The organism is Roseovarius sp., from assembly GCF_965228755.1.
Classification (GTDB): domain Bacteria; phylum Pseudomonadota; class Alphaproteobacteria; order Rhodobacterales; family Rhodobacteraceae; genus Roseovarius.
The window spans coordinates 267918-294454 of sequence record NZ_CBDDIG010000013.1; the positions used below are offsets into that span (position 1 = coordinate 267918).

28 protein-coding genes and 1 tRNA gene are annotated in these 26537 nt (G+C 63.9%); 20 read left to right on the forward strand and 9 right to left on the reverse strand.

Annotated features, from left to right (window positions below; genetic code table 11):
- Positions 1 to 61: 61 nt before the first annotated feature.
- On the reverse strand, positions 62 to 1270 hold the full coding sequence (locus tag ACO07J_RS19590) for a M24 family metallopeptidase (RefSeq protein ID WP_422032090.1): 1209 nt from the start codon (positions 1268 to 1270) through the stop codon (positions 62 to 64).
- Between the two features lie 150 nt (positions 1271 to 1420).
- On the opposite strand from ACO07J_RS19590, the gene ACO07J_RS19595 reads away from it, so the two are divergent.
- The 6 genes from ACO07J_RS19595 to ACO07J_RS19620 all read left to right on the forward strand — a co-directional run bounded on the left by ACO07J_RS19595 (position 1421) and on the right by ACO07J_RS19620 (position 7827).
- Entirely contained in the window at positions 1421 to 2419 is a 999-nt protein-coding gene (locus tag ACO07J_RS19595; RefSeq protein ID WP_422032092.1) for a P1 family peptidase, read from the forward strand.
- A 286-nt stretch (positions 2420 to 2705) separates the two neighbouring features.
- Positions 2706 to 4109 carry a 3-isopropylmalate dehydratase large subunit gene (gene leuC, locus ACO07J_RS19600; RefSeq protein ID WP_422032094.1) on the forward strand — a complete coding sequence of 468 codons (1404 nt, stop codon included), beginning with the start codon at positions 2706 to 2708 and terminating at the stop codon, positions 4107 to 4109.
- Positions 4110 to 4112: 3 nt separating this feature from the next.
- A complete protein-coding gene (locus ACO07J_RS19605; protein WP_422032096.1) occupies positions 4113 to 4847 on the forward strand; it encodes a DUF3800 domain-containing protein in 735 nt (244 codons plus the stop codon).
- A 119-nt stretch (positions 4848 to 4966) separates the two neighbouring features.
- Positions 4967 to 5572 carry a 3-isopropylmalate dehydratase small subunit gene (leuD, locus tag ACO07J_RS19610; RefSeq protein ID WP_422032098.1) on the forward strand — a complete coding sequence of 202 codons (606 nt, stop codon included), beginning with the start codon at positions 4967 to 4969 and terminating at the stop codon, positions 5570 to 5572.
- Between the two features lie 375 nt (positions 5573 to 5947).
- Positions 5948 to 6787 carry a hypothetical protein gene (locus ACO07J_RS19615; RefSeq protein WP_422032100.1) on the forward strand — a complete coding sequence of 280 codons (840 nt, stop codon included), beginning with the start codon at positions 5948 to 5950 and terminating at the stop codon, positions 6785 to 6787.
- Positions 6788 to 6825: 38 nt separating this feature from the next.
- The gene (locus tag ACO07J_RS19620) at positions 6826 to 7827 is read left to right on the forward strand and encodes an endonuclease/exonuclease/phosphatase family protein (protein WP_422032102.1); all 1002 of its coding nucleotides are present in this window, start codon (positions 6826 to 6828) and stop codon (positions 7825 to 7827) included.
- Here the strand turns inward: ACO07J_RS19620 and ACO07J_RS19625 are convergent.
- Positions 7791 to 8714, reverse strand: a complete 924-nt coding sequence (locus tag ACO07J_RS19625; protein ID WP_422032104.1) for an epimerase — start codon at positions 8712 to 8714, stop codon at positions 7791 to 7793. The genes ACO07J_RS19620 and ACO07J_RS19625 overlap by 37 nt on opposite strands.
- A 97-nt stretch (positions 8715 to 8811) precedes the next feature.
- Between ACO07J_RS19625 and ACO07J_RS19630 the strand changes: the two genes are divergently transcribed.
- From ACO07J_RS19630 to ACO07J_RS19645, 4 genes are all read left to right on the forward strand, one after another.
- Complete coding sequence (locus tag ACO07J_RS19630) at positions 8812 to 9708, forward strand: LysR family transcriptional regulator (RefSeq protein WP_422032106.1); 897 nt, start codon at positions 8812 to 8814, stop codon at positions 9706 to 9708.
- 14 nt (positions 9709 to 9722) lie between these two features.
- Positions 9723 to 10103 (forward strand): GFA family protein, encoded by a 381-nt coding sequence (locus ACO07J_RS19635; RefSeq protein WP_422032108.1) that lies wholly within the window; start codon positions 9723 to 9725, stop codon positions 10101 to 10103.
- A gap of 74 nt (positions 10104 to 10177) precedes the next feature.
- Positions 10178 to 11284, forward strand: a complete 1107-nt coding sequence (gene leuB / locus ACO07J_RS19640; RefSeq protein ID WP_422032110.1) for a 3-isopropylmalate dehydrogenase — start codon at positions 10178 to 10180, stop codon at positions 11282 to 11284.
- Positions 11281 to 11775 (forward strand): GNAT family N-acetyltransferase, encoded by a 495-nt coding sequence (locus ACO07J_RS19645; protein WP_422032112.1) that lies wholly within the window; start codon positions 11281 to 11283, stop codon positions 11773 to 11775. The genes leuB and ACO07J_RS19645 overlap by 4 nt, the downstream gene beginning before the upstream one ends.
- Here ACO07J_RS19645 and ACO07J_RS19650 read toward each other — a convergent pair.
- The gene (locus ACO07J_RS19650; RefSeq protein WP_422032114.1) at positions 11747 to 12649 is read right to left on the reverse strand and encodes a CHAD domain-containing protein; all 903 of its coding nucleotides are present in this window, start codon (positions 12647 to 12649) and stop codon (positions 11747 to 11749) included. The two genes, ACO07J_RS19645 and ACO07J_RS19650, sit on opposite strands and share 29 nt — an antisense overlap.
- Positions 12650 to 12743: 94 nt before the next feature.
- Here ACO07J_RS19650 and ACO07J_RS19655 point away from each other — a divergent pair.
- Positions 12744 to 12820 (forward strand) — tRNA-Pro (locus tag ACO07J_RS19655).
- A 119-nt stretch (positions 12821 to 12939) separates the two neighbouring features.
- On the opposite strand, the gene ACO07J_RS19660 is transcribed toward ACO07J_RS19655, so the two are convergent.
- Positions 12940 to 14034 (reverse strand): DegT/DnrJ/EryC1/StrS family aminotransferase, encoded by a 1095-nt coding sequence (locus ACO07J_RS19660; RefSeq protein ID WP_422032116.1) that lies wholly within the window; start codon positions 14032 to 14034, stop codon positions 12940 to 12942.
- Entirely contained in the window at positions 14031 to 14441 is a 411-nt protein-coding gene (locus ACO07J_RS19665; RefSeq protein WP_422032118.1) for a sugar 3,4-ketoisomerase, read from the reverse strand. Before ACO07J_RS19665 ends, ACO07J_RS19660 begins: the two co-directional genes overlap by 4 nt.
- Before the next feature lie 146 nt (positions 14442 to 14587).
- Between ACO07J_RS19665 and ACO07J_RS19670 the strand changes: the two genes are divergently transcribed.
- From ACO07J_RS19670 to ACO07J_RS19680, 3 genes are all read left to right on the forward strand, one after another.
- A complete protein-coding gene (locus tag ACO07J_RS19670; RefSeq protein WP_422032120.1) occupies positions 14588 to 15493 on the forward strand; it encodes a sulfotransferase family protein in 906 nt (301 codons plus the stop codon).
- A gap of 97 nt (positions 15494 to 15590) precedes the next feature.
- Positions 15591 to 16529: a GNAT family N-acetyltransferase gene (locus ACO07J_RS19675; RefSeq protein WP_422033456.1), complete on the forward strand. Its 939-nt coding sequence runs from the start codon at positions 15591 to 15593 to the stop codon at positions 16527 to 16529.
- Positions 16530 to 16553: 24 nt separating this feature from the next.
- Positions 16554 to 17474 carry a glycosyltransferase family 2 protein gene (locus tag ACO07J_RS19680; RefSeq protein ID WP_422032122.1) on the forward strand — a complete coding sequence of 307 codons (921 nt, stop codon included), beginning with the start codon at positions 16554 to 16556 and terminating at the stop codon, positions 17472 to 17474.
- A gap of 24 nt (positions 17475 to 17498) precedes the next feature.
- Here ACO07J_RS19680 and ACO07J_RS19685 read toward each other — a convergent pair whose 3' ends face one another.
- The 3 genes from ACO07J_RS19685 to ACO07J_RS19695 form a co-directional block, all read right to left on the reverse strand.
- Entirely contained in the window at positions 17499 to 18518 is a 1020-nt protein-coding gene (locus ACO07J_RS19685; RefSeq protein WP_422032124.1) for a sulfotransferase family protein, read from the reverse strand.
- Between the two features lie 156 nt (positions 18519 to 18674).
- Positions 18675 to 19766 carry a CaiB/BaiF CoA transferase family protein gene (locus tag ACO07J_RS19690; protein ID WP_422032126.1) on the reverse strand — a complete coding sequence of 364 codons (1092 nt, stop codon included), beginning with the start codon at positions 19764 to 19766 and terminating at the stop codon, positions 18675 to 18677.
- A gap of 264 nt (positions 19767 to 20030) precedes the next feature.
- A complete protein-coding gene (locus ACO07J_RS19695) occupies positions 20031 to 21017 on the reverse strand; it encodes a DMT family transporter (RefSeq protein WP_422032128.1) in 987 nt (328 codons plus the stop codon).
- Positions 21018 to 21171: 154 nt separating this feature from the next.
- Between ACO07J_RS19695 and ACO07J_RS19700 the strand changes: the two genes are divergently transcribed.
- The gene (locus tag ACO07J_RS19700) at positions 21172 to 21675 is read left to right on the forward strand and encodes a CoxG family protein (RefSeq protein WP_422032130.1); all 504 of its coding nucleotides are present in this window, start codon (positions 21172 to 21174) and stop codon (positions 21673 to 21675) included.
- Between the two features lie 104 nt (positions 21676 to 21779).
- On the opposite strand, the gene ACO07J_RS19705 is transcribed toward ACO07J_RS19700, so the two are convergent.
- Positions 21780 to 22466, reverse strand: coding sequence for an SGNH/GDSL hydrolase family protein (locus ACO07J_RS19705; RefSeq protein WP_422032132.1), 687 nt, complete (start codon positions 22464 to 22466; stop codon positions 21780 to 21782).
- A gap of 274 nt (positions 22467 to 22740) precedes the next feature.
- Here ACO07J_RS19705 and ACO07J_RS19710 point away from each other — a divergent pair, with 274 nt between their 5' ends.
- The 5 genes from ACO07J_RS19710 (at position 22741) to ACO07J_RS19730 (ending at position 26529) form a co-directional block, all read left to right on the forward strand.
- Complete coding sequence (locus ACO07J_RS19710; protein WP_422032134.1) at positions 22741 to 23673, forward strand: ABC transporter ATP-binding protein; 933 nt, start codon at positions 22741 to 22743, stop codon at positions 23671 to 23673.
- Positions 23670 to 24431, forward strand: coding sequence for an ABC transporter permease (locus ACO07J_RS19715; RefSeq protein ID WP_422032136.1), 762 nt, complete (start codon positions 23670 to 23672; stop codon positions 24429 to 24431). Before ACO07J_RS19710 ends, ACO07J_RS19715 begins: the two co-directional genes overlap by 4 nt.
- Before the next feature lie 169 nt (positions 24432 to 24600).
- Positions 24601 to 25398 carry a S49 family peptidase gene (locus tag ACO07J_RS19720; RefSeq protein ID WP_422033458.1) on the forward strand — a complete coding sequence of 266 codons (798 nt, stop codon included), beginning with the start codon at positions 24601 to 24603 and terminating at the stop codon, positions 25396 to 25398.
- Between the two features lies 1 nt (position 25399).
- Positions 25400 to 25570, forward strand: a complete 171-nt coding sequence (locus ACO07J_RS19725) for a hypothetical protein (RefSeq protein WP_422032138.1) — start codon at positions 25400 to 25402, stop codon at positions 25568 to 25570.
- The gene (locus ACO07J_RS19730; protein ID WP_422032140.1) at positions 25567 to 26529 is read left to right on the forward strand and encodes a calcium/sodium antiporter; all 963 of its coding nucleotides are present in this window, start codon (positions 25567 to 25569) and stop codon (positions 26527 to 26529) included. The genes ACO07J_RS19725 and ACO07J_RS19730 overlap by 4 nt, the downstream gene beginning before the upstream one ends.
- Positions 26530 to 26537: the final 8 nt, after the last annotated feature.

Below are 26537 nucleotides of genomic sequence, written 5' to 3' on the forward strand. Positions count from 1 at the left end.
CTGACCCGGGACCTCTCGGCCAGCAAGACGCCCCGGCGCGGAGGCCGGGACGGAGCTAGCCTCACCCCACCACGTTGAACCCCGTCCCGTAGGGATAGCCGGTGATGTTCTCGTGGCCCTCCTCGGTGATCACCAGCACGTTATGCTCGCGATAGCCCCCCGCACCGGGCGCCCCCTCGGGCAGGGTCAGCATCGGCTCCATCGAGATGACCATGCCGGGTTGTAGCACCGTGTCTATATCCTCGCGCAGCTCCAGCCCCGCCTCTCGGCCATAGTAATGGCTGAGGATGCCGAAGGAATGGCCATAGCCGAAGGTGCGGTATTGCAGCAGGTCACGTTCTTCGAGGAAGGCGTTGATCTTATGGGTGACCTCGGCACAGCTCACCCCCGGCTTCAACAGCGACATGCCGTATTCGTGGGCGGCGACGTTGGCCTCCCATATCCTGCGGGAGGCTTCATCAACCTCGCCCAGGAACATCGTCCGCTCCAAAGCCACGTAATAGCCCGACACCATCGGAAAGGTATTGAGGCTGAGGATATCCCCGCGCTGCAATGGCCGCGCCGTGACCGGGTTATGCGCGCCATCGGTGTTCCGCCCCGACTGAAACCAGACCCAGGTATCGCGATACTCGGCCTCCGGAAAGACGCGCGCAATCTCCAGCTCCATCGCGTCGCGCCCCGCCATGGCCACGTCGATCTCCCGCACGCCTTCGCGCACCGCGTCGCGGATCGCGTAACCACCCACATCGGCAATGGCCGTGCATTTGCGGATCAGCGCGATTTCGGCCTCGGATTTCATCATCCGCTGGCGCATCGTCGCCGGCGCGATATCCAGCATGGTCAGCGGCTTGAGGAAATCCTCCAGCTTGTCCCGCCCGGCCAGCGTCAGGTGATCCCCCTCGTAGCCGATCACCGCGTTCTCGCCCGTCACCTCGCGCACCGCGCGCCAGAAATTGTCGCGCTGCCAGTCGGTATAGGTGATGTTGTCGCCCACCGACCGCCGCCACGGCTGGCCCGCGTCGATCCCCGCCGAGATGGTGACACAGTCGGTCTCGGTCACGACACAGGCATAGGGCCGCCCGAAGGAACAATAGAGAAACCCCGAGAAATAGGCGACGTTGTGCATCGAGGTCAGCACACAGGCGCTGGCACCCATCTGCTCCATCGTGTCGCGCAGATCGGCGAGGCGGGCCTCGTATTCGGAATTGGCGAAGGGCAGGGGCGCCTTCTCGCCATTGTGGAAGCGGTAGAAGTCAGGACGTGCAGTCATTTTCAGACCCTCCTTGATCAGAAAGGTCCCGGCGTTCAGGACTGTGGGGAAGGGCCGTGAGGGGGCGACGCCATCGCCCGGGCCCGTGGCTGTTCTTGCCGATCCGGGGCGATCCGGTCAAGACTGTTTGAGACTGAAGGAGAGTGGTGCGTGACGGAAGCATATCAGCCGGGCAAACGGAACCTGATCACCGATGTCGCGGGGCTGCGCGTGGGGCACGCGGGCGATGCGCGGGTCAAGACCGGGGCGACGGTGCTGGTCGGAGACAAGCCCTTCACCGCCGGCGTCCACGTCATGGGCGGCGCGCCCGGCACGCGGGAGACGGACCTGCTGGCGCCCGACAAGACGGTGCAGGAAGTGGATGCGCTCGTGCTTTCGGGCGGCTCGGCCTTCGGGCTCGATGCGGCCTCGGGCGTGGCGGACGCGCTGCGCGTCTCGGGGCGTGGTCTCGCCGTGGGGCCCGTGCGGGTGCCGATCGTACCGGGGGCGATCCTGTTCGACCTGGCGAACGGGGGCGAGAAGGACTGGCCGGAAAATCCCTACAAGCGGCTGGGGGCAGAAGCGCTGGAGGCCGCCGCTCCCGGTTTCGCGCTGGGCACGGAAGGGGCCGGAACGGGGGCGATGACGGCGGGTCTGAAAGGCGGGATCGGCTCGGCCTCGCTGGTGCTGCCCTCGGGCCACGTGGTGGGCGCGCTGGTGGCGGTGAACGCGCTGGGCTCGGCCATCATGGGGGACGGGCCGCAATTCTGGGCCGCGCCCTTCGAGATCGGCGAGGAGTTCGGCGGGCACGGGCTGGCCCCAACCGCCCCGCCACTGGCGCCGCACATCAAAGGCCGCGATCCGGGCAACACCACCATCGGCATCGTCGCCACCGACGCCGCGTTGACGCAAGCACAATGCACCCGCCTGGCCACCGCCGCCCATGACGGGCTGGCGCGTGCCCTTGTGCCGGCCCACACCCCGCTCGACGGCGACCTGATCTTTGCCGCCGCCACCGGGGAAAAGCCGCTCACCGATCCGCTGGCCGATCCGCTCCTGCTGGGCCATGCCGCCGCCATTTGCGTGGCCCGCGCCATCGCCCGCGGCATCTACGAGGCGCGGGCGGAGGCGGGGGATCTGACCCCCTGCTGGCGCGCCCGGTTCGGCTGACAGCTCTATTGAGTATTTGGGGAAAGATGAAAGACAGGCCCCGCTTTCACTTTTCCAGAAATACTCAAATTCCCGCCGGAGCTACGGGCGGCTCCAATTGCGTTTCTCTTGCGACGGGGCCGGACTCGCTATATCTCCATCCCCATGACACGGATTTTCGACATGGATGACCGCGCGCGCCTGCCCTGGCGCTTCCACGGCGCGACGATGACGGTGCTGGCGCGCCTATGAGCGCGCGGCCATTCCTGTCACACCATACTTCCATCTGAAGAACCGGAGAGGACCCATGTCCCCCAAGACACTCTATGACAAGATCTGGGATGCCCATCTCGCCCACGAGGCCGAGGACGGCACATCCCTTCTCTATATCGACAGGCACCTCGTGCACGAAGTGACCAGCCCGCAGGCCTTCGAAGGGCTGCGCATGGCGGGCCGCACCGTCCGGGCACCCGAGAAGACCATCGCGGTTCCCGACCACAACGTGCCCACCACCCCTGACCGGGTGAACGGGATCGAGAACCCCGAAAGCCGCATCCAGGTCGAGGCGCTGGACAAGAACGCCAGGGATTTCGGCGTGCATTACTACCCGGTCAACGACATCCGCCAGGGCATCGTGCATATCGTCGGGCCAGAGCAGGGCTGGACCCTGCCGGGCATGACCGTGGTCTGCGGCGACAGCCATACCGCCACGCATGGTGCCTTCGGCGCGCTGGCGCATGGCATCGGCACGTCGGAGGTCGAACATGTGCTGGCCACCCAGACGCTGATCCAGACCAAGTCGAAGAACATGAAGGTCGAGATCACCGGCCAGCTTCGCCCCGGCGTCACCGCCAAGGACATCACCCTCTCGGTGATCGGTCGCACCGGCACCGCCGGCGGCACCGGCTACGTCATCGAATATTGCGGCGAGGCGATCCGCTCGCTCTCGATGGAGGGCCGCATGACCGTATGCAACATGGCGATCGAAGGCGGCGCCCGCGCCGGCCTGATCGCGCCGGACGAGACCACCTTCGAATACATCAAGGGCCGCCCCCACACCCCGAAAGGCGCCCAGTGGGAGGCCGCGCTGGCATGGTGGAAGACGCTCTATTCAGATGACGACGCCCAGTGGGACAAGGTGATCACCATCAAGGGCGAGGATATCGCCCCCGTCGTCACCTGGGGCACCAGCCCCGAGGATGTCCTGCCCATCGACGCCACCGTGCCGGCTCCGGAAGATTTCAAGGGCGGCAAGGTCGAGGCCGCCCGCCGGTCGCTGGAATACATGGGGCTCAAAGCCGGCACGCCGCTGTCGGAGATCGAGATCGACACGGTCTTCATCGGCTCCTGCACCAACGGCCGGATCGAGGACCTGCGCGCCGCCGCCGCGATCCTCAAGGGCAAGAAGATCAAGGAAGGCCTCCGCGCCATGGTCGTGCCCGGCTCGGGCCTCGTCCGCGCGCAGGCGGAGGAAGAGGGGCTGGCCGACATCTTCAAGGATGCGGGCTTCGAATGGCGGCTTGCGGGCTGTTCCATGTGCCTGGCCATGAACCCCGATCAGCTCGCGCCCGGAGAACGCTGTGCCGCCACCTCGAACCGCAACTTCGAGGGCCGGCAGGGCCGCGGCGGCCGTACCCACCTGATGAGCCCGGCCATGGCCGCGGCAGCGGCGGTGACCGGCAAGCTGACCGACGTGCGGCAGATGATGTAATCTTTGGGGTTCTCGGATTACATCATCTATCTGGATGAAAGTGGGTCGCCCTCGATCGAGGCAGATAAGGGCGACTTTCCAGTGTTTGTCCTCGCATGCGTGTGCATTTCCAAGGAGCACTACGCCGATGTGATGGTGCCGAGACTACAAGCACTCAAGTTCAAGTACTTTGGCCATGATCAAGTCGTGTTTCACGAGCGTGACATCCGTCGGCAAAGCGGCGATTTTGTTGTCCTGCGAGGGGACAGAGACTTGCGTGAGAGCTTCTTGGTGGAAGTTACTGAGCTCGTTGCTTCATTCGACTTTGATTTGGCCGCAACCGTTATCGACAAGTCGAAGCTGGCGGAAAGATATCCCAATCCGATTTCGCCGTACGAATTGAGCCTGCAACTCACGATGGAACATTTAGCTCTAACTTTGCGAGAACATAACCAACTTGGAAAAGTTGTCCACGTGATCGCAGAATCGCGCGGAAAGTCGGAAGATGATCAACTTGAGCTAGTGTTCAGGCGTATCGCAGATGGTCAGCCACCGTTGCCGTCAAATCAAAGGAGACTGATTACTCAGTTCGATTGGAGGATTCGGTTTTGCGATAAGAAATCGAACTCATCAGGACTGCAGCTGGCGGACCTGATCGCAAGACCCGTAGGACTTAAACACCTTCGTCCAGATCAACCGAACCGCTCCTATGATGTGATCCAAAGGAAAGTAAAATGGTGGGTCAAACACTTCCCTTGAAAAGCGAAAGGCCACCGGACAAGCCAGTAGCCTAACGCCGACCGAAAAAAGTCCAGCCCACTTGCGTTTTAATATAACGTCGAATGGGTAAAATACAAGTTACCGTGACGGAGACAGAAATGGAAAAATTCACGAAAATCACCGGGGTCGCGGCGCCCATGCCGATGATCAACGTCGATACCGACATGATCATCCCCAAGCAGTTCCTGAAGACGATCAAGCGCTCGGGGCTGGGGGTGAACCTGTTCCACGAGATGCGCTTCGACGATGACGGCAACGAGATCGAGAGCTTCGTGCTGAACAAGCCGCAATACCGCGAGGCCGAGGTGCTTGTCGCCGGCGACAATTTCGGCTGTGGCTCGAGCCGCGAGCACGCCCCCTGGGCGATCAAGGATTTCGGCATCCGCTGTGTCATCGCGCCCAGCTTTGCCGACATCTTCTACAACAACTGCTTCAAGAACGGCATCCTGCCGATCGCGCTCCCGCAGGAGCAGGTGGACGTGCTGATGAAGGATGCCGAGAAGGGTTCGAACGCGCGGATGGAGGTCGACCTCGAGGCGCAGACCGTGACCACCTCGGATGGCGAGGTGATCCGCTTCGAGATCGACAGCTTCAAGAAGCACTGCCTTCTGGAAGGGCTCGACGATATCGGCCTGACGATGGAAAAGGCCGACGCGATTGCCGCCTTCGAGACCCGCGCCGCGGCCGAGCGCCCCTGGGTCTGAGGCGGCCCCGCTGCCTTAATTCCACGAGGATTTCGGCCTGCACGCCCCGCGTGCGGGCCGGAAACGCGCCACAGGCCTTAAGCGAAAGTTAGCGCGCGCCGTTCAGGTATAGTGGTGGAATTTGTGCCAACCACTGCATCTTGTGTATATACACAAGAACGTCAAATTTCCGTTCTTAAATTGATGCATTCCCGCACCACTTGCATCATCAATTGGACAGAAAATTCTGCTCTACTACCACCCAAGCTTGAGCCCATGGGGGAAAAGGGGCAAAAATTGGACAAGAATGAGGCAGACCGCCAAAATGAGCGGGATCAAGTTGGGACAAAGGCGCGGCGTCGTACCGCGCCTGGCCAGTTTGAAGGGAAACGGGCAGTGGTTTCGCAGATTGTCAGTGCGCTTTTTCGCGCTTATTGCGTGGCGGTTCTCGTCGCGCTTCCGGCGTTGCTGCTGCCGACCATCGCCTCCGATACCGCCCAGATCGTTGTCGTCATCGCCCTGCTGGCCGCCCTGCTGACCTTCATGGAATATTACGGCAAGTATCCCAGCATCGTCGAATTCCGCTTTGCCGCGCCTTTCAACCGCATCAAGTTCATCGCCCTGGCCGTGGCGATCATCACCATCTCGCTGATCATGCGGGGCAAGACCGACCCGAACGGGCTGACCGAGGTGCTGAGCCTGATCGGCGACGCGCTGGGCCGGGTGATCGATTTCCCCTATTCGCCGGTGCGGCTGGTGATCCTGATGCTGCCGCCCGATGCCGGGCCCGGCCTCGTGCAGGACGTGCGCACCGCGGCGGGCATCTCCTATTCCGTCTCGCTGGTGATGATGCTGGTCTTCGTCACCTACGTGCGGATGCTGAACTGGCCGATGCGCAAGGGGTCGTTCAACGTGTGGGTGAACCTGCCGCTCTTCGATCCGACGCGCGGCGGCGACGTGGTCGACCGGCTCAAGCGCGATGCCGGCGTTAACATTGTATTAGGGGCTTTGCTGCCATTCATTATCCCGACGGCGATCAAGGCGACGTCGGATATCATCGATCCGGTGTCGGTCGCCAATCCGCAAACGCTGATCTGGACGATAACGGCATGGGCCTTCCTTCCTGCAAGCATGTTGATCCGGGGCATCGCCCTGTCGCGCGTGGCCGAGCTGATCGAGGCCAAGCGCCGCCGGGTCTATGGCAAGGATGGCGCCGACGGGTTGCAGGAAGCCTGATCCTCGCCCTTGCTGCCTGGCTCTGGGCCGGGTCGGCGGTGGCCGAAACCCTCCGCATCGCGACATTCCACACCGAGCTGTCACGCAAGGGCCCGGGGCTTCTGCTGCGCGACATCCTGAAAGGCGATCCGCAGGCCGAGGCGGTGGCCGAGGTGGTGGCGCATGTGGCGCCCGACGTGCTGATCCTGCAGGGGGTGGATTACGATCACGGGCAGGAAACTCTGCGCGCCCTGCGTGACCTGATCGGCGCGGCGGGGGCCGATTATCCGCATGTCTTCGCCCTGCAACCCAACAGCGGCATGGCGAGCGGGCATGACCTTGACGGCGACGGGCGGCTGGGCGAGCCGGAAGATGCGCAGGGCTACGGCTGGTTCGCGGGCGAGGGGGGCATGGCGGTGCTCTCGCGCTACCCGGTGGCGCAAGCGGAGGTGCAGGATTTCAGCGACATGCTCTGGGCCGATCTGCCCGGCCAGATGGCTGATGACGGGATGAACGCGGCGGTACAGCGGCTCTCTTCTGTCGGGCACTGGGTGGTTCCGGTGAATTTGGGTGAGACGCGGCTGAACCTGCTCACCTTCCACGCCACGCCGCCGGTCTTCGACGGGCCGGAGGACCGGAACGGCCGGCGGAACCATGACGAGATCGCCTTCTGGCAGCGCTACCTCGACGGGGCATTCGGGCCGGTGGCCGAGGGGGCGTTCGTGCTGGCGGGCAATGCCAATCTCGACCCGGTCGATGGCGACGGGCGCAAGGGGGCGATCATGGCCCTGCTGGATGATCCGCGATTACAGGATCCCGTGCCGCGCCGCGCCGGCCCGGTGGAACAGGGCGAGGGGCAGGCGGGCGACCCGGCGCTCGACACCGTGGCGTGGACGACACCAGTGCCGGGGCACCTGCGGGTCAGCTACGTGCTGCCCTCGGCCAGCCTCGAAGTGCTGGCCTCAGGCGTGTTCTGGCCGGGCGAGGGCGACACGCTGGCTGACGCCGCCCGCGCCGCCAGCCGTCACAGGGTGGTCTGGGTCGACCTGCGCATCGAGTGATGGCGACACCGCCGCCGCGCCGGCTTGAGCCACGGCCCCGCCGCCCTTGCCAGCGCCTCCTGCGGCGGCGTGGCGGCGAAACGCGGGCAAAGCTCGTCGAACCGGTCGCTTTCCAGCCAGTGCGGCGTGTCCCACAGATAGCGCATCTCCAGCAACGAGCGCCCCAGCGGCCAGACCGGCGAGGCCAGGCTCAGCGGCAGCCACGACATCCGGCGCAGCGCGATGCTGCGCCCGGTCACGGCGGTCAGCATGTCGGTCATCTCGAACCCGGTCAGCGTGTAGCCGGGGAAGGTGACATCGGTGAAACCCGGCAGGCTTTCCTTCTGCCCGGCGATCTCGGCCGCGGCCCGGGTCAGATCGGGCAGGTAGGCCCAGGCATGGGGAATGTCCGGCTGCCCCGGATATGTCAGCTTGTCCCTCGGCAGCGACGGCAGCATCATCCGGTCGAGCCAGTTGCCCGACGCCTCGGTATCGATGAAATCGCCGGCGCGCAGGATCACGGTCTGTACCCCGCTGTCGCGATAGCTCTGCTCCATGCCGATGCGCAGCTCGCCCAGCGGGTTGGTGGCGTTGTGCGGCGTATCCTCTCGCCACGGCGCGGGCGTCTGGGCCCCGTAGACATAGACGTTGCCGGGGATCAGCACCATCGCCCCCGACAGGCGCGCGGCATCCTGGATCCGGGCGTGCAGCCCGGGCATCTCCGCGGCCCAGTCAGGGTAGGCGGGGTTCCACGCCGCGACGATCACGTCGGCGCCCCGCGCGGCCTCGTTCAGGTCATCGCGGCGGCGGTCGAAGGCGCGAATCGACCAGCCGGCATTCCAGAAGGCATCGGCGGCGTTGCGGCCGAACCGGCCCGACGCCCCGAGGATCAATACGGATTTCTGCATCTTTCGGCTCCCGTGTGTCCGATTGGATGACGCGACGATACCTGTTCCTGTCCGAATGGAAATTGCCAAAATTTCGTGAACTGGTATTCATGGGTGAATGGATAAATCGCTCTCCTCTCTCGACTGGACGCTGGTGCGCGCCTTCCTCGCTGTGGCCGATACCGGCTCGCTCTCGGGCGCGGCGCGGCGGCTGGGCGGCAGCCAGCCGACGCTGGGCCGCCAGATCCGGCAGTTGGAAACCGCGCTGGGGCAGGCGCTGTTCCACCGCCGCCCCAAGGGCCTCGCGCTGACAGAGAACGGCCGCGCGCTCCTGCCGGGGGCGCAGAAGATGCAGGCCGCCATGCACGAGATCGAGCTGACGGCGGCGGGCCGAGAAACCGGGCTGTCCGGCCCGGTGCGGATCACGGCAAGCGAGACTGTCTCGTTCTCGATCCTGCCGCCGATCCTCGCGAAGCTGCGGCTGGACGCGCCCGGCATCTCCATCGACCTCGTGCCCAGCGACAGCACCGAGAACCTGCTCTTCCGCGAGGCCGACATCGCGCTCCGCATGTACCGCCCGCGACAGCTCGAACTGGTGGCCCGGCACCTGGGCGACATCCGGCTCGGCATCTACGCCTCCCGCGCCTATCTCGACCGGGCCGGGCGGCCCGCCACCGCGCGCGAGCTCTTCGATCATCCGATCATCGGCTACGACCGCAACGAGGAGATCATCCGCGAACTGCAATCGCGCGGCTTCCCGGCCACGCGCGACTGGTTCGCCTTCCGCTGCGACAGCCACACGGTCAACTGGGAACTGGTGCGCGCCGGCTGTGGCATCGGCTTCGGCCAGGCCGGCGTGGCCCGGTCCGACCCCGGGATCGAGGAGATCCCGATCGACGTGAACCTGCCGGTGCTGCCGGTCTGGCTGGCCACCCACCAGGCGCTCAGGCATAGTCCGAGAATCGCGATGGTGTGGGATGCGCTGGCCGAGGGGATGGCGCCCCACCTGATGTGAAGGGGAGGTGCGGGATGGACAGGGTGACGGGCGGCTGCCTCTGCGGCAAGGTGCGGATCACGGCGGAGGGGGCGCCCGACCGGGTGGGCCTCTGCCATTGCCTCGACTGCCGCAAGCACCACGGCGCGCTGTTCTTCGCTGCGGCGATCTACCCGGCGGCGGCGGTGACCGTGGAGGGGGAAACGAAGGCCTTCAGGGGCCGCCATTTCTGCCCCGACTGCGGCTCGTCCCTCTTCGCCGAAAGCGGCGGGGAAAGGGAGGTGCATCTCGGCGCCCTCGACGCCCCCGACCAGTTCCGCCCCACCTACGAGGCCTGGCGCATCCGCCGCGAGGCGTGGCTGCCGGAATTTCCGCTCGCCGACAGCTACGAGAGGGACCGGGAAGAGGGCGCCTAGCCCGCCCTTTCTTGACCCTCCCCCGGCTTCGGGCTAGGCGATGGCGAGACATTCCCAGACAGAGGACCGCCCCCATGACCAACCCTTCGCTTCTTATCCTCCCCGGTGACGGGATCGGCCCCGAAGTGATGGCGGAAGTCGTCAAGATCATCGGCTGGTACGGCGACAAGCGGGACCTCAAGTTCGACGTCAGCGAAGACCTCGTCGGCGGCGCCGCCTATGACAAGCACGGCACGCCGCTGGCCGATGTCACCATGGACCGCGCGCAGAAGGTCGATGCCGTCCTGCTCGGCGCCGTCGGCGGGCCGAAATACGACAATCTCGACTTCTCGGTGAAGCCCGAGCGCGGCCTCCTGCGCCTGCGCAAGGAGATGGACCTCTTCGCCAACCTCCGCCCGGCGCAATGTTTCGATGCGCTGGCCGACTTCTCTTCGCTCAAGAAGGACGTGGTCGCCGGCCTCGACATCATGATCGTCCGCGAACTCACCAGCGGCGTCTATTTCGGCGAGCCGCGCGGCATCTTCGAGGAAGGCAACGAACGGGTCGGCATCAACACCCAGCGCTACACCGAGTCCGAGATCGACCGCGTCGCCCGCGCCGCGTTCGAGCTGGCCCGGCGGCGGGGCAACAAGGTCTGCTCGATGGAGAAGGCCAATGTGATGGAATCCGGCATCCTCTGGCGCGAGGTCGTGCAGAAGGTGCATGACGAGGATTACGCCGATGTTCAGCTCTCCCACATGTACGCCGACGCCGGCGCGATGCAGCTCACCCGCTGGCCCAAGCAGTTCGACGTGATCGTGACCGACAACCTCTTCGGCGACCTGCTGTCGGACCTCGCCGCCATGCTGACCGGCTCGCTCGGGATGCTGCCTTCGGCCAGCCTCGGCGCGCCGATGGCGAACGGCCGGCCCAAGGCGCTCTATGAGCCGGTCCACGGCTCGGCCCCGGATATCGCCGGGCAGGGCAAGGCCAACCCGATCGCCTGCATCCTCAGCTTCGCCATGGCGCTGCGCTATTCCTTCGACAAGGGCGACGAGGCCGCCCGCCTCGAAGGCGCGGTCGAGAAGGTTCTCGCCGACGGCCTCCGCACCGCCGACCTGCTGGGCGAAGAGGGCGTGACGCCCGTGTCGACCAGCGAGATGGGCGATGCCATCGTCGCGGCGCTCGACGCCAGCCTGTGATCGAAACGCGGCCCTATGCCCCCGGCGACGGGGCCGCGTTCGAGACGCTCTACCACGGCTACCTTGACCATTACCGCCTCGGCCCCCCGGACGGGGCCGAGACCGCGCGGCTGATCGCCCTCCTGGATGACGGCCGGCACATGTCCTGCCTGATGGCCCATGACGGCGGCCGGCCCGTGGGCTTTGCCACCTGGGCGCTGACCTTCCCGGCGGGGCGGGGCACGGCACTGCTCATGAAGGAGCTGTTCGTCGACCCGCAGGCGCGGGGGCGGGGCGTGGGGCGGCACCTGCTGGCGGGTCTTGTCGAAATCGCCGAGGCCGAAGGCTGCGTGCGGTTCGACTGGCAAACCGATGGCAGCAACGCCGGCGCGCAGGCCTTCTACAAGGCCGTCGGCGCGCCACAGGTCGGCAAGCTCAGCTACCGCGTCCCGGCGGACGCGCTCGCCGCCTTCCGCGCCCGGCTCACCCCGCCTTCCGGTCGCCGGCCGTAGGCGCCGAGACCCAGTAGCCCGCCAGCCGGTCGGCCAGAACGCCCTTCTTCTCGCCCAGCATCTGCGCCGCCAGCCCGAACGCCCGCTCGCGCAGCACCCGGCTCTCCGCCGCCGCCAGCGCCTCGACCCGCTTGCGGGCCTTCTTCGGCAGGTCGTCCGACGCCGCCTTCAGCGCCGCGTTCAGCACCACCAGGTCATGATCGCTGCCCAGCACGTCCGACAGCTCGTCCAGCGTGTCGATCCTGGCATGCATTGTCTCGGGCCACGCCTCGCGCAGAAGGCGGCAATGGTACCAGTGGTACTTCACCCGCTTGCGCCATTCATGCAGCAGCTCGGCATTCCCCGGGTCGCGCCCGGCCTTGCGCCAGCACTTGCGCGCCCGGCCATAGGTCTTCTTCAGCCCGCCTGCGATCACCTCGTGCGTGGTGCCCTCGACCGGCCAGGCCACGGCCCGCTTGCGGGCGTCTTCCAGCCGGGTCGCGACCTCCTCGATCCGGCCGGGAAGGTCGGGGTCGTGCAGCATCGCGTCGCAGCGCTCGGTGGCCCAGTTCATCAGCGGGGCCAGGCTGTCGTCGCCGGCCTTTCCGGCCAGCACGTCCAGCGTCTTGCTCAGAACCTGCGCATCGCGCAACTCCGAGAACAGCCGCCCGATATCGCGGAACTCCCGGTTCTCCGCCGTGTACAGCTCGCCCAGCCCGGGCCGCACCAGCCGCACCAGCCCGCGCAGCTTCTTCATCCGCTTGCGCACGTCATGCACCCGCGGCTCCAGGTCGCCGCCGTCCGCCAGCGAGTCGAGCGCCGCACCGATCTGGTCATCGGCGACGCGCCGCAGATTCTCGGTCAGCGGCAGGCCGGGTTTGAAATGGTATGTCATGTCACCGGTCATTACATATCAAGCCTTGCACCGATTTCCATGATTTCGCCACTTGCAAAACGCCGGGCAGGCGTATAATCGCGTGGCTCAGCGTCGGAGTGTAGCTCAGCCTGGTAGAGCACTGTCTTCGGGAGGCAGGGGCCGGAGGTTCGAATCCTCTCACTCCGACCATTTAAAAGGGTCCACAGGGGCCCTTTGGTTTTTCAGGGCTTGTTCATCCGGGACGCGTCCCGGAAACGAGAGGCCACCATGGTCGCACGGTGGCGAGATCGCTGAAACGGCGCAGCGCCTCAGGCGAGCTCCAATACTTTTTCGATCACGTACTCGGTCTGCTCTGCCGTCTGTCCGGGGCACATGGGCAGGCTGATGACCTCGTTCGCCAGCCGTTCGGCAAGGGGAAAGGCACCTTGCCCATGGCCAAGGTCGGCATAGGCTTTCTGCAGGTGGGGCGGGATGGGATAGTGGATCACGGTCCCGATCCCGGCCTCGGACAGGCGCGCCTGAAAGCGGTCGCGGTCGGGGTGGCGCAGCACGTAAAGGTGCCAGACCGGCTCGGCCCAGTCGGGCACGTAAGGAACGCACAGCCCGGCGCGGGAAAAGGCGGCGGTGTAGTCGCGCGCGATGGCGCGGCGGTGCTCGGTCCAACTGTCCAGAACCCGTAGTTTCACCGATAGCAGGGCGGCCTGAAGAGGATCCAGGCGGCTGTTGAAGCCCCGAATATCGTTCTCGTACTTTCGCTCGGACCCGTAGTTTCGCAGCAGCCTGACAGTCTGCGCAACATCGTCTTTCGATGTCGTCAAAGCCCCTGCATCCCCCAGCGCACCAAGGTTCTTGGTGGGATAAAAGCTCCAGGCCGCAGTGCCCACGCTGCCGATCCTGCGCGACTTGTAGCGTGCGCCATGCGCCTGTGCGGCGTCCTCCAGAACCTTCAGCCCGTTCTGACTGGCCACGGCGTTCAGCGCGTCCATGTCGGCGGGCTGCCCATACAGATGCACCGGCAGGATGGCCTTGGTGCGCCCGGTGATCGCTGCGGAGGCGCCGTCGGGGTCGATGTTATGCGTGTCCTCGAGTGGTTCGACGGGCACCGGAATTGCGCCGCACTGGCTCACGGCGAGCCAGGTGGCGATGTAGGTGTTCGACGGCACGATGACCTCGTCGCCCGGGCCGATGCCCAGCGCGAGAAGTCCCAGCTGAAGCGCGTCCAGCCCGTTTGCCGTTCCGATGCAGGCGCCGGCCTCGACATAGGCCGCAAAAGCGGCTTCGAAACGCTCCAGCTCGGGGCCCATGACATAGCTGCCGGAATGCGCGACGCGCAGAAGCTCGTGGTCCAGCTCGGCCTGTATGCCCGCCCGTGCCGCCGCAAGATCCAGGAAGGGGACGATCACGCCGCCCCCACCGCTTTGAGAAACTCGCCGCGGTCGCGGATATAATCCGTCTCGTCATAGGGTGCGGAGGCCAGAACCATGCAGACAGACCCGGAGGAGAAATTGTCGAGATAGCGCCACATCATCGGGCAGATATATATGCCGTAATAAGGCCGGTTGAGCTGGAACCGTTTCTTCTCGAACCCGTCATCCAGAAGCAGGTCGAAACTTCCCGACATCGAGATCACGAACTGGTGCAGGTGCTTGTGCGCGTGCTCGCCCCGGTCGGCGCCGCCGGGAACGTCGTAAAGGTAATAGACCCGCTTGACGTCGAACGGGATGTGGTTGTTTCCCTCGACGAAGGTAAGATTGCCGCGACGATCTTCAATTTTCGGGAGATCAATGAGCTTGCAGTCACTTAGGGGCATCTCAAATTACTCCACCTGCTTTCAGTGCTCGTTTCATTGCCGTGTCGGGACTTGATGCATTGAATACGGCTGTAATGCAACGTAGTGATATTCTACTTCTGACGCACAACAAACTGGCCAAGAATGTCTGACACAGGAGATGCGTTTTGAGGCGCGACGCGAAGCAGATCTTCGTCGGCGGTGTTCACAGATCGGGCACGACACTCGTTCAAAGGATCATGGGGTCTCACTCGGAAATCTACGCCGGACGAGAGTTTGATTTTACCAAGGACATCGCTGCCCTGCGTCGCCGTCTGCACGGCGGACACGAAACTGGGCGTATCGCGGACCTGGTCAACAAAGATGATATCGACAAGGCGGTCGAAAGCTTCACGATGAAGCTTTTCGAGCGTGCCCTGCGCGAAAGCGGAAAAAACATCCTTTGCGAAAAAACCCCGACAAACGCCTTGGTCATGGCAGACCTTTGCGAGTGTATGCCAAACGCATACTGTATTCTGGTTTTGCGCGACCCGCGGGCCATTGTCGCGTCAAATAAAGAGGTGGCGCGAAAGTACTTCGCGGAAGGGCTTCGTCCGCCTGCCTTTTGCGCCAGTGTGTCGGCCAGCATAAAGGACATCAACGAAACCTGGCGCAAAGGTTTGGCGGCGGCCGAGACATACGACCGTGTGAAAGCGATCCTTTATGAAGACTTGATCGCCAACCCCGAGCGCGTTGTCCGAGACATCTGCCAATTCGTCGGTTTGGAGTATGAGGAAGGCATGGTTCGGCCCGCTCCTTTGGAGGATCGGCAAAACCATGTGAGCGATCAGTTCTGGTATACGAAGGAAGAGCTGGCAAAGCCGATTTCGGATAACAGCCTCGAGAAGTACAAACAGGTCCTTTCACCGTCCGAGATCACCTTGGTGGAACGGTTCGTGGTCAGTTACCCGTTGGTTCAACATTACGGCATTGGCCAGCAGTCGCCTTCGTTTCTTGACCACTGCGCGATGTTGCGGAGCAAGTTCAACGCGCTGAAGATCATACAGAAAATTCGGGCCAGGCTCAGATGCTGAGGTCGGGCGATATAGAAGCAGCTTGCCGGATCGAAGCAACAACGCCACCGCGGATCTTTCCAGCGTCCCGTAACAGCGACAGGATGCAAACGTGACCATGACTGTCGATATCTCTCGTTACAGTTCCGACAAGAAAGGGGTGTGGGACGCGTTCGTAAAGACATCAAAGAACGCAACCTTCCTGCATTTCCGAGACTTCATGGAGTACCATGCAGATCGGTTCACCGACCATTCCCTGATGATGGCTGTGGACGGAGACCTCGTTGCAATATTGCCGGCGTGTGAAGAGCAGGGTGTTTTGAAATCCCACGCGGGTCTGACCTACGGGGGTATTCTGACAGGTCCGAGAATGACAGCGGAACGCATGTTGTTCATTGTTGAAACCCTTTTGCAGTATCTTCGCGACAACGGTTTCGACAGCCTCCAATACAGCCCTGCTCCTCATATCTACCACACACAGCCGGCAGAGGAGGACATCTATGCGATGCACCGCTTTGGCGGCGTGGTGACCAGGGTTGATGTCTCGTCGACAATAAACATGCTGGATCCCTTGCCCTGGTCGACGTTGAGAAAACGTGGCGTGAAGAAAGCACGGAAAGCAGGTTTGATTGCCGTCGAGAACAGTAAGTATGCACCGGTCTGGGACATTCTGGAGGAGAACCTCTCGTCCAAGCACGGGGCTCGCCCCACCCACACCCTTGCCGAGATAGAATATCTCGCCGGAAAGTTCCCGAAGGCCATCAGATTGTTCAACGCCATGAAAGATGACAAGGTTCTCGGGGCGATCGTCGTTTTCGACTGTGGTCAAGTGGCGCATGCGCAGTATATCACGAGCAACGAGGAAGGCCGGGATCTTGGCGCTTTGGATTACCTGACCGACAGCCTTTTAACCGAGCATTTCGCCAGTCGTCGCTGGTTCGATTTCGGGATCTCGACGACCGATCAAGGCCGCAATCTGAATGCGGGTCTGGCAAGACAGAAGGAAATGTTCGGCGCCAGAACGGTCCTGTACCAGCACTATCAACTCGAAGCCTGAAATAAAAAAGAGCAGCGGCAGACCGTGAAGAACTCCTATTCCATCGTAGTAATCGCGTACAATCAGTCCGCCTGGATCGAAGACTCGGTCAAGGCTGTCCTGCAACAGGACTGTGATCCCATAGAAATCGTGTTGAGCGACGATTGTTCGACGGACGACACGTTCACGAAGATGACCGCACTCGCGCAGAGCTACGACGGTCCTCACACGGTCGTACTCAACAGAAACCCCGTGAACCTGGGCGTGGCCGACCACGTCAACCGGACGTATGACCTGGCGTCCGGAGATGTCATAATCTCCGTGGCGGGGGACGATATCTGCTATCCCAATCGGGCGTCTCGAACGATCGAGGCCTTTGAAACCGATGATCCGCTGCTGGTCTTCTCGCAGGCACGGGTGGAAACCTTCGATGGGCAGGAAATGCCCAGAACCTATCAGAAGGGTGCACTCTACTCGGCTTATGACCTGACGTCGGTCGCGGTCTCGATGGAACTCTACCTTGGCGCAACGGCCGCCTGGCACAAGGACCTGTTCCGAAAGTACGGCCCGATCGCTTACCCCGAATGCTACGAGGATCTGATCTTCGGTTTTCGGGCCGCATTGGAGGATCGTGTCTCCTGCATAAACGAAGATCTTGTGCTCTATCGAGTTGGAAATGGCCTGACCAACAGCACGACACGGCCGTTAAACCGTGAAGAAAATTCCGAGAAGCGCGTGCGACTGTTGCAGCGCATGATCTCTGTGTTGGAACAACGGTATCAGGATGCCCGTACGTTCGGGTTGGATGAAGCTCACCCGGTATGCCAGACCCTCAAGGCCCTGCGGGATCGAACGGAAATGCGACTTTCGCACTATCGGGGAAACAGGCGACGCCACGTTCGAACGCCTGCTCGGTTAACGCATGCCTTGCTGTCGGAATGGCTGCGTGATGTCAGGAAACGCTGACAGGGCGCTCGCTCGAAGCAAGGCTCAGACCTTCCTTGCGCTCTCTACAAGGCGGTTCAACTCGCCGAACAGGTCCGCCAGCTTCTTGCGCTGTTCGGCTTCTTCAGCGCTCATCACGTCGCGCGGTTGCGCGTCCGCCTTCTCGCGCAGTTTCTCGGCAAGCTTTTCGTGCAGGCGGATGGGGCGGGGGTTCGCATTGTGCAGCTCGTACCCCAGTTTCTGCAGAACCTTGCCCCCCTCGGCTTCGACATATTCCAGTTCGCGTCCATCCATGGCCTCGAGATATTTTCGCGAATTATCCGCCTTGATAGGCTGCGCCACTTCCTTCCAGTAGATCGAGCTCTGAGCGTGCTTGATCGTCTCCGAACTGCTGTAAAACTCCAACTGTGACGCCTCGAACTCCAGCCCGACGCTTTCCATGATCGGGCTCAGAACCGCCTCCGGCGAGGTGATCAAATCCTCGTAGCGGATCGTGTGGGTTATGTTCGCCACGCGCGTGTCTTCCAGGGCCGACAGCATCCCCTCCTGCTCTCGCTTCCAGCGTGCCATGCCCTGCCGCATGGTGTTGGCGTAATGCCTTTTGCGTACCATGGAGACCGCAACATCGCGCCCGTCCCTAACCAGGTAGATGAAATGAGCGTTTGGAAAGTTCGCGGCAATCTCGACGGCATGCCCCATCAACCCTGGCTCCTTGCTCAGCCAGATTTCGCCACCACACTTCTCCAAGTAATATGAATTGTAGGCTGCGAACAAATCCCAGAAATTCGGCTCCCTCGGAAGCATCGCGAGAATGTCATCGGGATCCGGGAAATGCGGCCATTTGTTCATATGCGTCTGCGTAAGCTCACTCGCATAGGAGGTGATCTTCGCCAGCGGCAATTCTGCACCTTCGCGTTTGAAGGCCTCGAACACCGGGTGCAGGCCCGAGACCATCCCCGACGGCGGCGGTGAGGAAATGCGGGAGTTCGCGGACAAGATCGACCGAAGCAGGTTTGTGCCCGACCGTTCAGACGCCAGAATGAAGATGGCGGGTTTGTCGCGCATTGTGGTCATCCGACACTCCCCAGGTGGCCTGCCTGCTGTCATTACGATCGCTTGGACCTGTCGGTCGAACAAGCGTTACCTGCCTAACGCGGCACCTGCGGTTGTGCAATCCGCCGGATCAGGCCTGCGATTGCTTCTCACGTCCATGTCCCGCCATCAGATCAGCCCCCTGTCGTCAAGCTCCTTGCGGATGGCGTCGCCGTCGGCGCCGCGTTCGGGCGGGGCGGCGGGGGCCGGGACGGCCCCGCCGAAACGCGGGGCGGGCGCCGGTTGCAGGGTGGCGCCCGCCTCGGACCAGACGGCGCGGGCTTGCATGTGCGGGTCCCGTGCGGCCGCCTCCGGCGACAGGACCGGCGCGACACAGGCGTCGGAGCCGTCGAACAGCCCGGCCCAGTGGTCCACCGATTTCCCCGCGAAGATCGCCGCAAGGCGGACGCATTGATCGGGCCACTGCTCCCGGTCGTATTGCGCGGCAAAGGCGGGGTCGTCGGCAAGGCCCATGCGCGACAGGAACTCCGCATAGAATTTCGGCTCGAGGCATTGCACGCTGATCCATTGCCCGTCGGCACAGGCATAGGTCCGGCACCAATGCGCCCCGTCCAGCAGGCTCTGGCCCCGTTCGGTCACCGTGTTGCCCGAGGGCGCCATCGACATCAGAAGCGCCATCATGTGGGCCGAGCCGTCGACGATGGCGGCATCGACCACCGTGCCTTGCCCCGTGCGCCCGGCATTGAGGATCCCCGCCAGCAGCCCCGCCACGAGGTAGAGCGCCCCGCCGCCCACGTCTCCCACCAGCGTCGGCGGCGTGACCGGCGCATCGCCCGGCGCGCCCGCGTACCAAAGCGCGCCCGAGGTGGCGATATAGTTGAGGTCATGCCCGGCGGTCATCGCCCGCGGCCCGGTCTGTCCCCAGCCGGTCATCCGGCCATAGACGAGCTTCGGGTTGCTTTCCGCGAAACTCTCCGGCCCCAGCCCCAGTCGCTCCATCACGCCGGGGCGGAAGCCTTCGATCAGCGCGTCGGCCGAGGTGATCAGCGCCCGGGCGGTCGCAAGGTCGCTTGCATCCTTCAGGTCGAGCGTGATGGAGCGCTTGCCCCGGTCGAGCAGCGAGGGCCCGCTGCCCGTGGGGTTGGCCGAAACGGGGCGATGGATCACGATCACCTCCGCCCCCATATCGGCCAGCATCATGCCGGCAAACGGCCCGGGCCCCAGCCCCTCGACCTCGACGATGCGAATGCCTTTTAGCATGTGTGCCTCCCTCTTTCAGGCGGAGGGTAGCGAAGAGTGGAGACAGGGGAAATGCCGTTTCAACCGAGTGCCCCGCCAGACCCCCCGTTGCGCGCCACGCAACATCTCGTGGCACCCCCCAACGCACGCCACATCAACCAAGGCAGACACCGCCAAAAACACCGACGTAATACCGACAAAATACCGACGTTATACCGACCAGGGCTTCCTCTGCAAAATCAACGCATTAACCTTGATTCGCACCGAAGCGCCCAATCGCCCCGCTCAGAACCGCCGATGCAGCCGCTTCCGCGTCACCACGTACCGCTTCTTCTGCCGCTCCCGCAGGAACACGAACAGCCCCGCCCCCAGGATCAGCGCGATCCCGGCCAGCACCACCGGCCCCGGGAACTCGCCCCACACCAGCCAGCCCCACAGGATCGCCAGCGGCAGACCCACGTATTCGAACGGCGCAATCGTCGCGGCATCGGCAATCCGGTAGGCCGCGCTCAGGCAATAGCCGACGATGGCCGAGTTGACCCCCAGCGCCAGGAACAGCCACACATCCGCCCCCTCCGGCCAGACCCACGCCCGAAGCAGGAAAACAAGGCTCCCGTTTTCCACCCCCGCCGCATACCGCCCGTCGCCTGCCACCAGCCAGAACAGCCCGCTGACGATGATGAACCCCACCTGGATATAGATCGCCATCGCCGAGGCCTTGGAACTCACCCCCAGCTTCCGCGTCAGCACCTGGTTCAACGCATAGGCCAGCGCCGCGATCACCGGCAGCAGGTAGACCCACAGCGACACGTCGCGCGAGGCGTCGCTCTCCCACGGCCGGGTCATGATGATCACGCCCACCAGCCCCACCACCACGGCCCCGATCCGGAGCGGCCCGACCTTCTCGCCCAGAAGCGGGATCGACAGCAGGGTGATCATCAGCGGCGCCACGAAGAACACCGCCGTCGCCTCCGCCAGCGGCAGCACGGCCAGCGCGGCGAAATAGGTCATGTTGGCGAAGATGATCATCAGGCAGCGCAGCGCGTGCAGCCCCGGCGTGGCGGTGCGCAGAAGCGTCCAGCCGCCCTCAAACTGCAGGATGACAAGGCTGAAGGCGATGCCGATGGCCGAGCGGCAGAACACCATCTGGTGCAACGGATAACCGCCGGACAGGAATTTGATCAGCACGTCATTCCCGGACAGCGCCACAATCGCCAGCAGGATGAAACCGATCCCCGCCGAGGGGTTCTGAAGCCGTGCGATCCCTGTCATGAGGTGTCCTTTCCCCGATGGCCTAGCACGGGCGGGCAGGGCGCTCCATCCTCAATTGCGACATTCCGCCACATGGATGCGCGGCGCGCTCTTGGCCCGGCCCCGGCCCTGCGCTACGCTCGGCCCGACAGCGCGACAGGAGGGAGCCGCCGCCATGAAGATGAGTGACGAGAAGCAGATCAACGCCGACCGCGAAACCGTCTGGAACGCGCTGACCAGCCCCGACGTGCTTCAGGAATGCGTCCCCGGCGCCCAGGATGTGACCGGATCGCCCGAGGAGGGGTTCGAGGCCACCGTCACCCAGAAGGTCGGCCCGGTGAAGGCGACCTTCAAGGGCACCGTCACCTTCTCGGAAATGGAGAAGCCCGAGAAGCTGACCCTGACCGGCGAGGGCAAGGGTGGTGCGGCCGGCTTCGCCAAGGGCAGCGCGGCAGTGCGCCTGACCGAGAACGAGGGCGGCACGCTTCTGTCCTACGATGTCGAGGCGAAGGTGGGCGGCAAGCTTGCCCAGCTCGGCAGCCGGATCGTCGACGGCTTCGCCAAGAAGATGGCCGACCAGTTCTTCACCCGCCTCGAAGAGGTGATCGAGGGCCCGAAGGACGAGGATGAAAAGGCCGAGGCCGAGAAGAAGGGCTGGCTGAAGCGCCTGATCTCCTGACGGCGCAGGGGCGGCGATGGGTCGGCACCCAACCCGGAATTGTTCCGCCCAAATGAAAAGAGGCGGACCAAGGCCCGCCCCGTCTCGTCCGTATCAGATCGGCCTTACGGCCCTTCGATGATGTTCGCCACCATCTGGCCTATGGCGTTGCTGCCCTTGATCGACGGGTGGATCATGTCGAGCGCGTGATAGGAGGCATCCCCCTCGGGCACGAGGTCGGAGAGCGACAGGAAATGCACCCCGCTATCCAGCGCGGCCAGCTTCTCGACCCGGCGTTCCAGCTCGTCCCCCTCGTCGCGGCAATGCTCGATCAGTGACCCGCGCCCGGGGCTGCGCATGTACCCCACATAGACCACCTGGGCCCCCGACTGGCGCAGCTCCGACAGGAAGCCGGGGATGCGCCCCTTGCGCCCGTCTTTCGAGATCAGCCGGTTCAGCTTGCCGTCGCACACCATGCAGCCACAGCCGAGCCACAGGTCGTTGCCCCCGCCATTGACCACGATCCAGTCCCATTTGCCGGGCACGTATTGCTTGGTGATGTTGAGCCCCGCGCTGCCCGAGATCGGAAGCGGGTAGAAAAAGCGCGCGCCGATCACCGAGCGGTCGACCACCGGTTCGTGCAATGTCTGCTCGACGGCATCGGCCACGGCCCGGTCGGACATCCGGTGCGAGGCCAGCATCGAGTCGCCGACGAAAAGGATACGGGAGGGGTGATCGCGGCTGACGGATTCGCCGCAACCGGCCAGCAACAGGGCCGCGGCGGCCAGTTTGAACAAACGGGAAATTTTCATGGCAACAGACGTCCGACTCTTGAACAACCGAAGAGAAATGTGAAAGCAATCAAGCTTTCATCTTCGACCGTGACGCCCCCAGGAAGAGAGCGTGGCAGCAAAGTGTTTGATTCTCAACAAAATTCGGACACACCTGTTCGAGCGGGGGAAACAGTTGCGGTGAATCCTCACGATTCCGCGATTTTCGCACAGTTCGCACTGCGGTCAGGGCCAATTGCACTTCCCGGCGCGAAAGTTAGGTTGGCCGGATTACCAATCGCGAACAGGTGAGAATATGGCCCCCATTGTCGATGTCAGAGACCTGCGCAAAACCTTCGAAGGCGGGTTCGAGGCGCTGAAGGGCGTTTCGCTGCAGATCGAGGAAGGCGAGATTCTGGCCCTGCTGGGGCCGAACGGCGCGGGCAAGACCACGCTGATCTCGGCATTGTGCGGCATCACCACGCCGACCAGCGGAAGCGCCCTGGTGGGCGGGCACGACATTCTGACCGACTATCGCGCCGCGCGGCAGATGATCGGCCTGGTCCCGCAGGAAATCGCGCTGGAACCGTTCGAGAAGGTGATCAACTCCGTCCGCTTCTCGCGCGGGCTGTTCGGCAAGACGCGCGACGACGCCTTCATCGAAAAGACGCTCCGGCAGCTTTCGCTCTGGGACAAGCGCGACTCCAAGGTGATGGAACTGTCGGGCGGGATGAAACGGCGCGTGCTGATCGCCAAGGCGCTGTGCCACGAGCCGCGCGTGCTGTTCCTCGACGAACCCACCGCAGGCGTCGATGTCGAGCTGCGCCGCGACATGTGGCAGGTGGTGGCGGGCCTGAAGGAAAGCGGCGTCACCATCATCCTGACCACCCACTACATCGAGGAGGCCGAGGCCATCGCCGACCGCGTCGCCGTGATCAACAAGGGCGAGATCCTGCTGGTCGAGGAGAAATCGGAGCTGATGACCCGGATGGGCCGCAAGAGCCTCCGGATCGAGCTGACGGATCCGATCAGCGCGGTGCCGGAGGGGGTCGAGGACTATCACCTCGAACTGGCCCCGGACGGCCGCGCGCTGACCTATACCTATGACACCAACGCCGAGCGCACCGGCATCACCCGGCTGCTGCAAAGCCTGTCGGAGAAGGGCGTGGCGCTCAAGGATCTGCAGACCAAGCAGTCGAGCCTCGAGGAAATCTTCGTGAGTCTCGTCAACGAGGAGGACGCGGCATGAACCTGACGGCCGTTCGCGCAATCTACACCTTCGAAATGGCGCGGTTCTTCCGCACGCTGCTGCAAAGCTTCATCTCGCCGGTGATTTCCACATCGCTTTACTTCGTCGTCTTCGGCGCCGCCATCGGCAGCCGCATCGACCAGGTCGAGGGCGTCAGCTATGGCGCCTTCATCGTGCCGGGGCTGATCATGCTGACGGTGATGACCCAGGGCATCTCGAACGCCTCCTTCGGCATCTACTTTCCGAAGTTCATCGGCACGATCTTCGAGCTTCTGTCCGCGCCGGTGAATTTCCTCGAGATCGTGCTCGGCTATGTCGGCGCGGCGGCGACCAAGGCGCTGTTCATCGGCATCGTGATCCTCGGCACCTCGGCCTTCTTCGTCGACCTGAACATCCAGCATCCGCTGGCGATGGTGGCGTTCCTTTTGCTGACCTGCATCTCGTTCTCGCTCTTCGGCTTCATCATCGGGATCTGGGCGAAGAACTTCGAACAGCTTCAGCTCATTCCGCTGCTGATCATCACGCCGCTGGTCTTCCTCGGGGGCTCGTTCTACTCGATCTCGATGCTGCCGCCGGTCTGGCAGACGATCACCATGTTCAACCCGGTGGTCTACCTGATCTCGGGCTTCCGCTGGTCGTTCTTCGGTCAGGCCGACGTGGCGATCGGGTTCAGCCTCTTCGCCATCGGCCTGTTCACGGCGATCTGCCTCGGGATCATCTGGCTGATCTTCAAGACCGGCTGGCGCCTTCGCGCGTGACGGCCGCCGGAAAGCGGGCGTTCGGCCAAAGGCGAGGGGCAGGGCGGGGCGTGCCGCGGGGTAAGTGCGGCCAATAATGTGCCCCGCGTACAAGTTTTTTTCCTCCTGCGGGTAAAACAGCGGGCCCCGGCGCCTTGTTATGCCGGTCCCCGCAATCTACATCGGGCGGATGAAGCTTTCTTTGCCCCTTGTCGACCGCGGGACGCTGGTCGCCGTGATCCGCCTCAATGGTGCCATCGGTACGGGCGGCCGCGCCCAGCTCAATGACGAGGCGTTGGCCCCGATCATCGAAAAGGCCTTCAAGCGCGGCAAGCCGAAGGCGGTGGCGCTGGTGATCAATTCCCCCGGCGGCTCGCCCGTGCAATCCTCGCTCATCGCCGCGCGCATCCGACGGCTGGCCGAGGAAAAGGGCATTCCCGTCCACGCCTTCGTCGAGGACGTGGCGGCCTCGGGCGGCTACTGGCTGGCGGCCTCGGCCGACGATATCTGGGTCGACGACTGCTCGATCGTGGGCTCGATCGGGGTGATCTCGGCCGGGTTCGGCGCGCATGTCCTGCTGGCCCGGCAGGGGGTCGAACGCCGCGTCTACACCGCCGGCAAGTCGAAAAGCATGCTGGACCCGTTCCAGCCCGAGAAGGAAGAGGACGTCAAACGCCTCAAGTCCCTGCTCGACCAGATGCACGAGACCTTCACGGCTTACGTCAAATCCCGCCGCGGCGACCGGCTGGCCGACCGGCAGGACCTTTTTACCGGAGAGTTCTGGCTGGGCGCCCGCGCGGTCGAGCTGGGGCTGGTCGACGGGGTGGGGCACGTGGTGCCCAAGCTCAAGTCACTGTACGGCGACAAGGTGCGCTTTGCCCGCTACGGCAAGAAGCGCAGCCTGTTCCAGCGCTTCGGCGCGACCATGGCGCAGGATGCCATCGACACGATCGAGGAGCGGGCGGCCTTTGCCCGCTTCGGCCTCTGACGTGATCGTCAAAGTCGTCATACTGTTCCTCGTTTTCATGGTGGTGATGGCCATGTTCGGCAAGCTGAGGTTCCCCGGCCAGCAAAAGCTGGCCTCGGCGCGCTGCAGCCATTGCGGCAGGTTCCGGCTTGGCAAGGGCCCGTGCGACTGCCGGAAAGGCAAGCCGAAATGATGCCGTGGCTCTCTGCGGGACTCGGGTTGCTGATTCTCCTGCTCGCGGGGGACGCCCTCGTGAAAGGTGCTGTTAACCTCAGCCTTCGCGTCGGCATCCCCGCGCTGATCGTCAGCCTGACGATCGTGGCCTTCGGCACCTCTGCGCCGGAACTGCTGATCTCGCTCAACGCGGTGCTGGATGACAAGCCGGGCCTCGCGCTGGGCAACGTGGTCGGATCGAACACCGCGAATATCCTGCTGGTGCTGGGGGTGCCGGCGCTGATCTCGGGCCTGCACACCAGCCAGTGCGACACGCGCAAGACCTACCTGTTCATGATCGGCGCGTCGGTGATCTTCATCGGCCTCGCCTTCCGCGGCACGTTCGACGTGCTGTCGGGCGCCGTGCTGCTGGCGTTGCTGGGCTACGTTCTGGTCGATGCCTTCCGCGACGCGCGCGACCATCGCCGGGCCTGTGCCGCCGCCGTGCTCGACCCCGATGACGAGGAAGAGGTCGAGGGCGCCGATCCGGACATGCCGTGGTGGCAGATCTTCGTCTTCCTCGTGCTGGGCCTTGCCGGCCTGCCGCTGGGCGCCGACCTGCTGGTCGACAATGCCTCGATCATCGCGCGGCACTATGGCGTCAGCGACTCGGTCATCGGGCTGACGCTGGTGGCGCTGGGCACCTCGCTCCCGGAACTGGCGACCACGGTGATGGCCGCCCTGCGCCGACAGGCCGACGTGGCGCTGGGCAACGTGATCGGGTCGAACCTGTTCAACCTGCTGGCCATCATCGGCATCACCACCCTGATAGGACGCATTCCGGTCGATCCGGAATTCCTGCAATTCGACCTGTGGGTGATGCTGGCGGCCTCGCTGCTGCTGGGGCCGTTCGTCTTCCTGAAGTTGGATATCAGCCGGCTTTGGGGTATCGCCCTGACGATACTCTATCTCGTCTACGTCTTCGTCGTACTGAGCTGAGAAGGGGG

Coding starts and splice junctions, on each gene's coding strand:
- ACO07J_RS19715 (WP_422032136.1), top strand. CDS start 23,670: ATGAACCTGACGGCCGTTCGCGCAATCTACACCTTCGAAATGGCGCGG.
- ACO07J_RS19695 (WP_422032128.1), bottom strand. CDS start 21,017: ATGACAGGGATCGCACGGCTTCAGAACCCCTCGGCGGGGATCGGTTTC.
- ACO07J_RS19675 (WP_422033456.1), top strand. CDS start 15,591: ATGACTGTCGATATCTCTCGTTACAGTTCCGACAAGAAAGGGGTGTGG.
- leuD (WP_422032098.1), top strand. CDS start 4,967: ATGGAAAAATTCACGAAAATCACCGGGGTCGCGGCGCCCATGCCGATG.
- ACO07J_RS19700 (WP_422032130.1), top strand. CDS start 21,172: ATGAAGATGAGTGACGAGAAGCAGATCAACGCCGACCGCGAAACCGTC.
- ACO07J_RS19710 (WP_422032134.1), top strand. CDS start 22,741: ATGGCCCCCATTGTCGATGTCAGAGACCTGCGCAAAACCTTCGAAGGC.
- ACO07J_RS19690 (WP_422032126.1), bottom strand. CDS start 19,766: ATGCTAAAAGGCATTCGCATCGTCGAGGTCGAGGGGCTGGGGCCCGGG.
- ACO07J_RS19730 (WP_422032140.1), top strand. CDS start 25,567: ATGATGCCGTGGCTCTCTGCGGGACTCGGGTTGCTGATTCTCCTGCTC.
- leuB (WP_422032110.1), top strand. CDS start 10,178: ATGACCAACCCTTCGCTTCTTATCCTCCCCGGTGACGGGATCGGCCCC.
- leuC (WP_422032094.1), top strand. CDS start 2,706: ATGTCCCCCAAGACACTCTATGACAAGATCTGGGATGCCCATCTCGCC.
- ACO07J_RS19720 (WP_422033458.1), top strand. CDS start 24,601: ATGAAGCTTTCTTTGCCCCTTGTCGACCGCGGGACGCTGGTCGCCGTG.
- ACO07J_RS19705 (WP_422032132.1), bottom strand. CDS start 22,466: ATGAAAATTTCCCGTTTGTTCAAACTGGCCGCCGCGGCCCTGTTGCTG.
- ACO07J_RS19625 (WP_422032104.1), bottom strand. CDS start 8,714: ATGCAGAAATCCGTATTGATCCTCGGGGCGTCGGGCCGGTTCGGCCGC.
- ACO07J_RS19630 (WP_422032106.1), top strand. CDS start 8,812: ATGGATAAATCGCTCTCCTCTCTCGACTGGACGCTGGTGCGCGCCTTC.
- ACO07J_RS19685 (WP_422032124.1), bottom strand. CDS start 18,518: ATGCGCGACAAACCCGCCATCTTCATTCTGGCGTCTGAACGGTCGGGC.
- ACO07J_RS19590 (WP_422032090.1), bottom strand. CDS start 1,270: ATGACTGCACGTCCTGACTTCTACCGCTTCCACAATGGCGAGAAGGCG.
- ACO07J_RS19635 (WP_422032108.1), top strand. CDS start 9,723: ATGGACAGGGTGACGGGCGGCTGCCTCTGCGGCAAGGTGCGGATCACG.
- ACO07J_RS19650 (WP_422032114.1), bottom strand. CDS start 12,649: ATGACATACCATTTCAAACCCGGCCTGCCGCTGACCGAGAATCTGCGG.
- ACO07J_RS19665 (WP_422032118.1), bottom strand. CDS start 14,441: ATGCCCCTAAGTGACTGCAAGCTCATTGATCTCCCGAAAATTGAAGAT.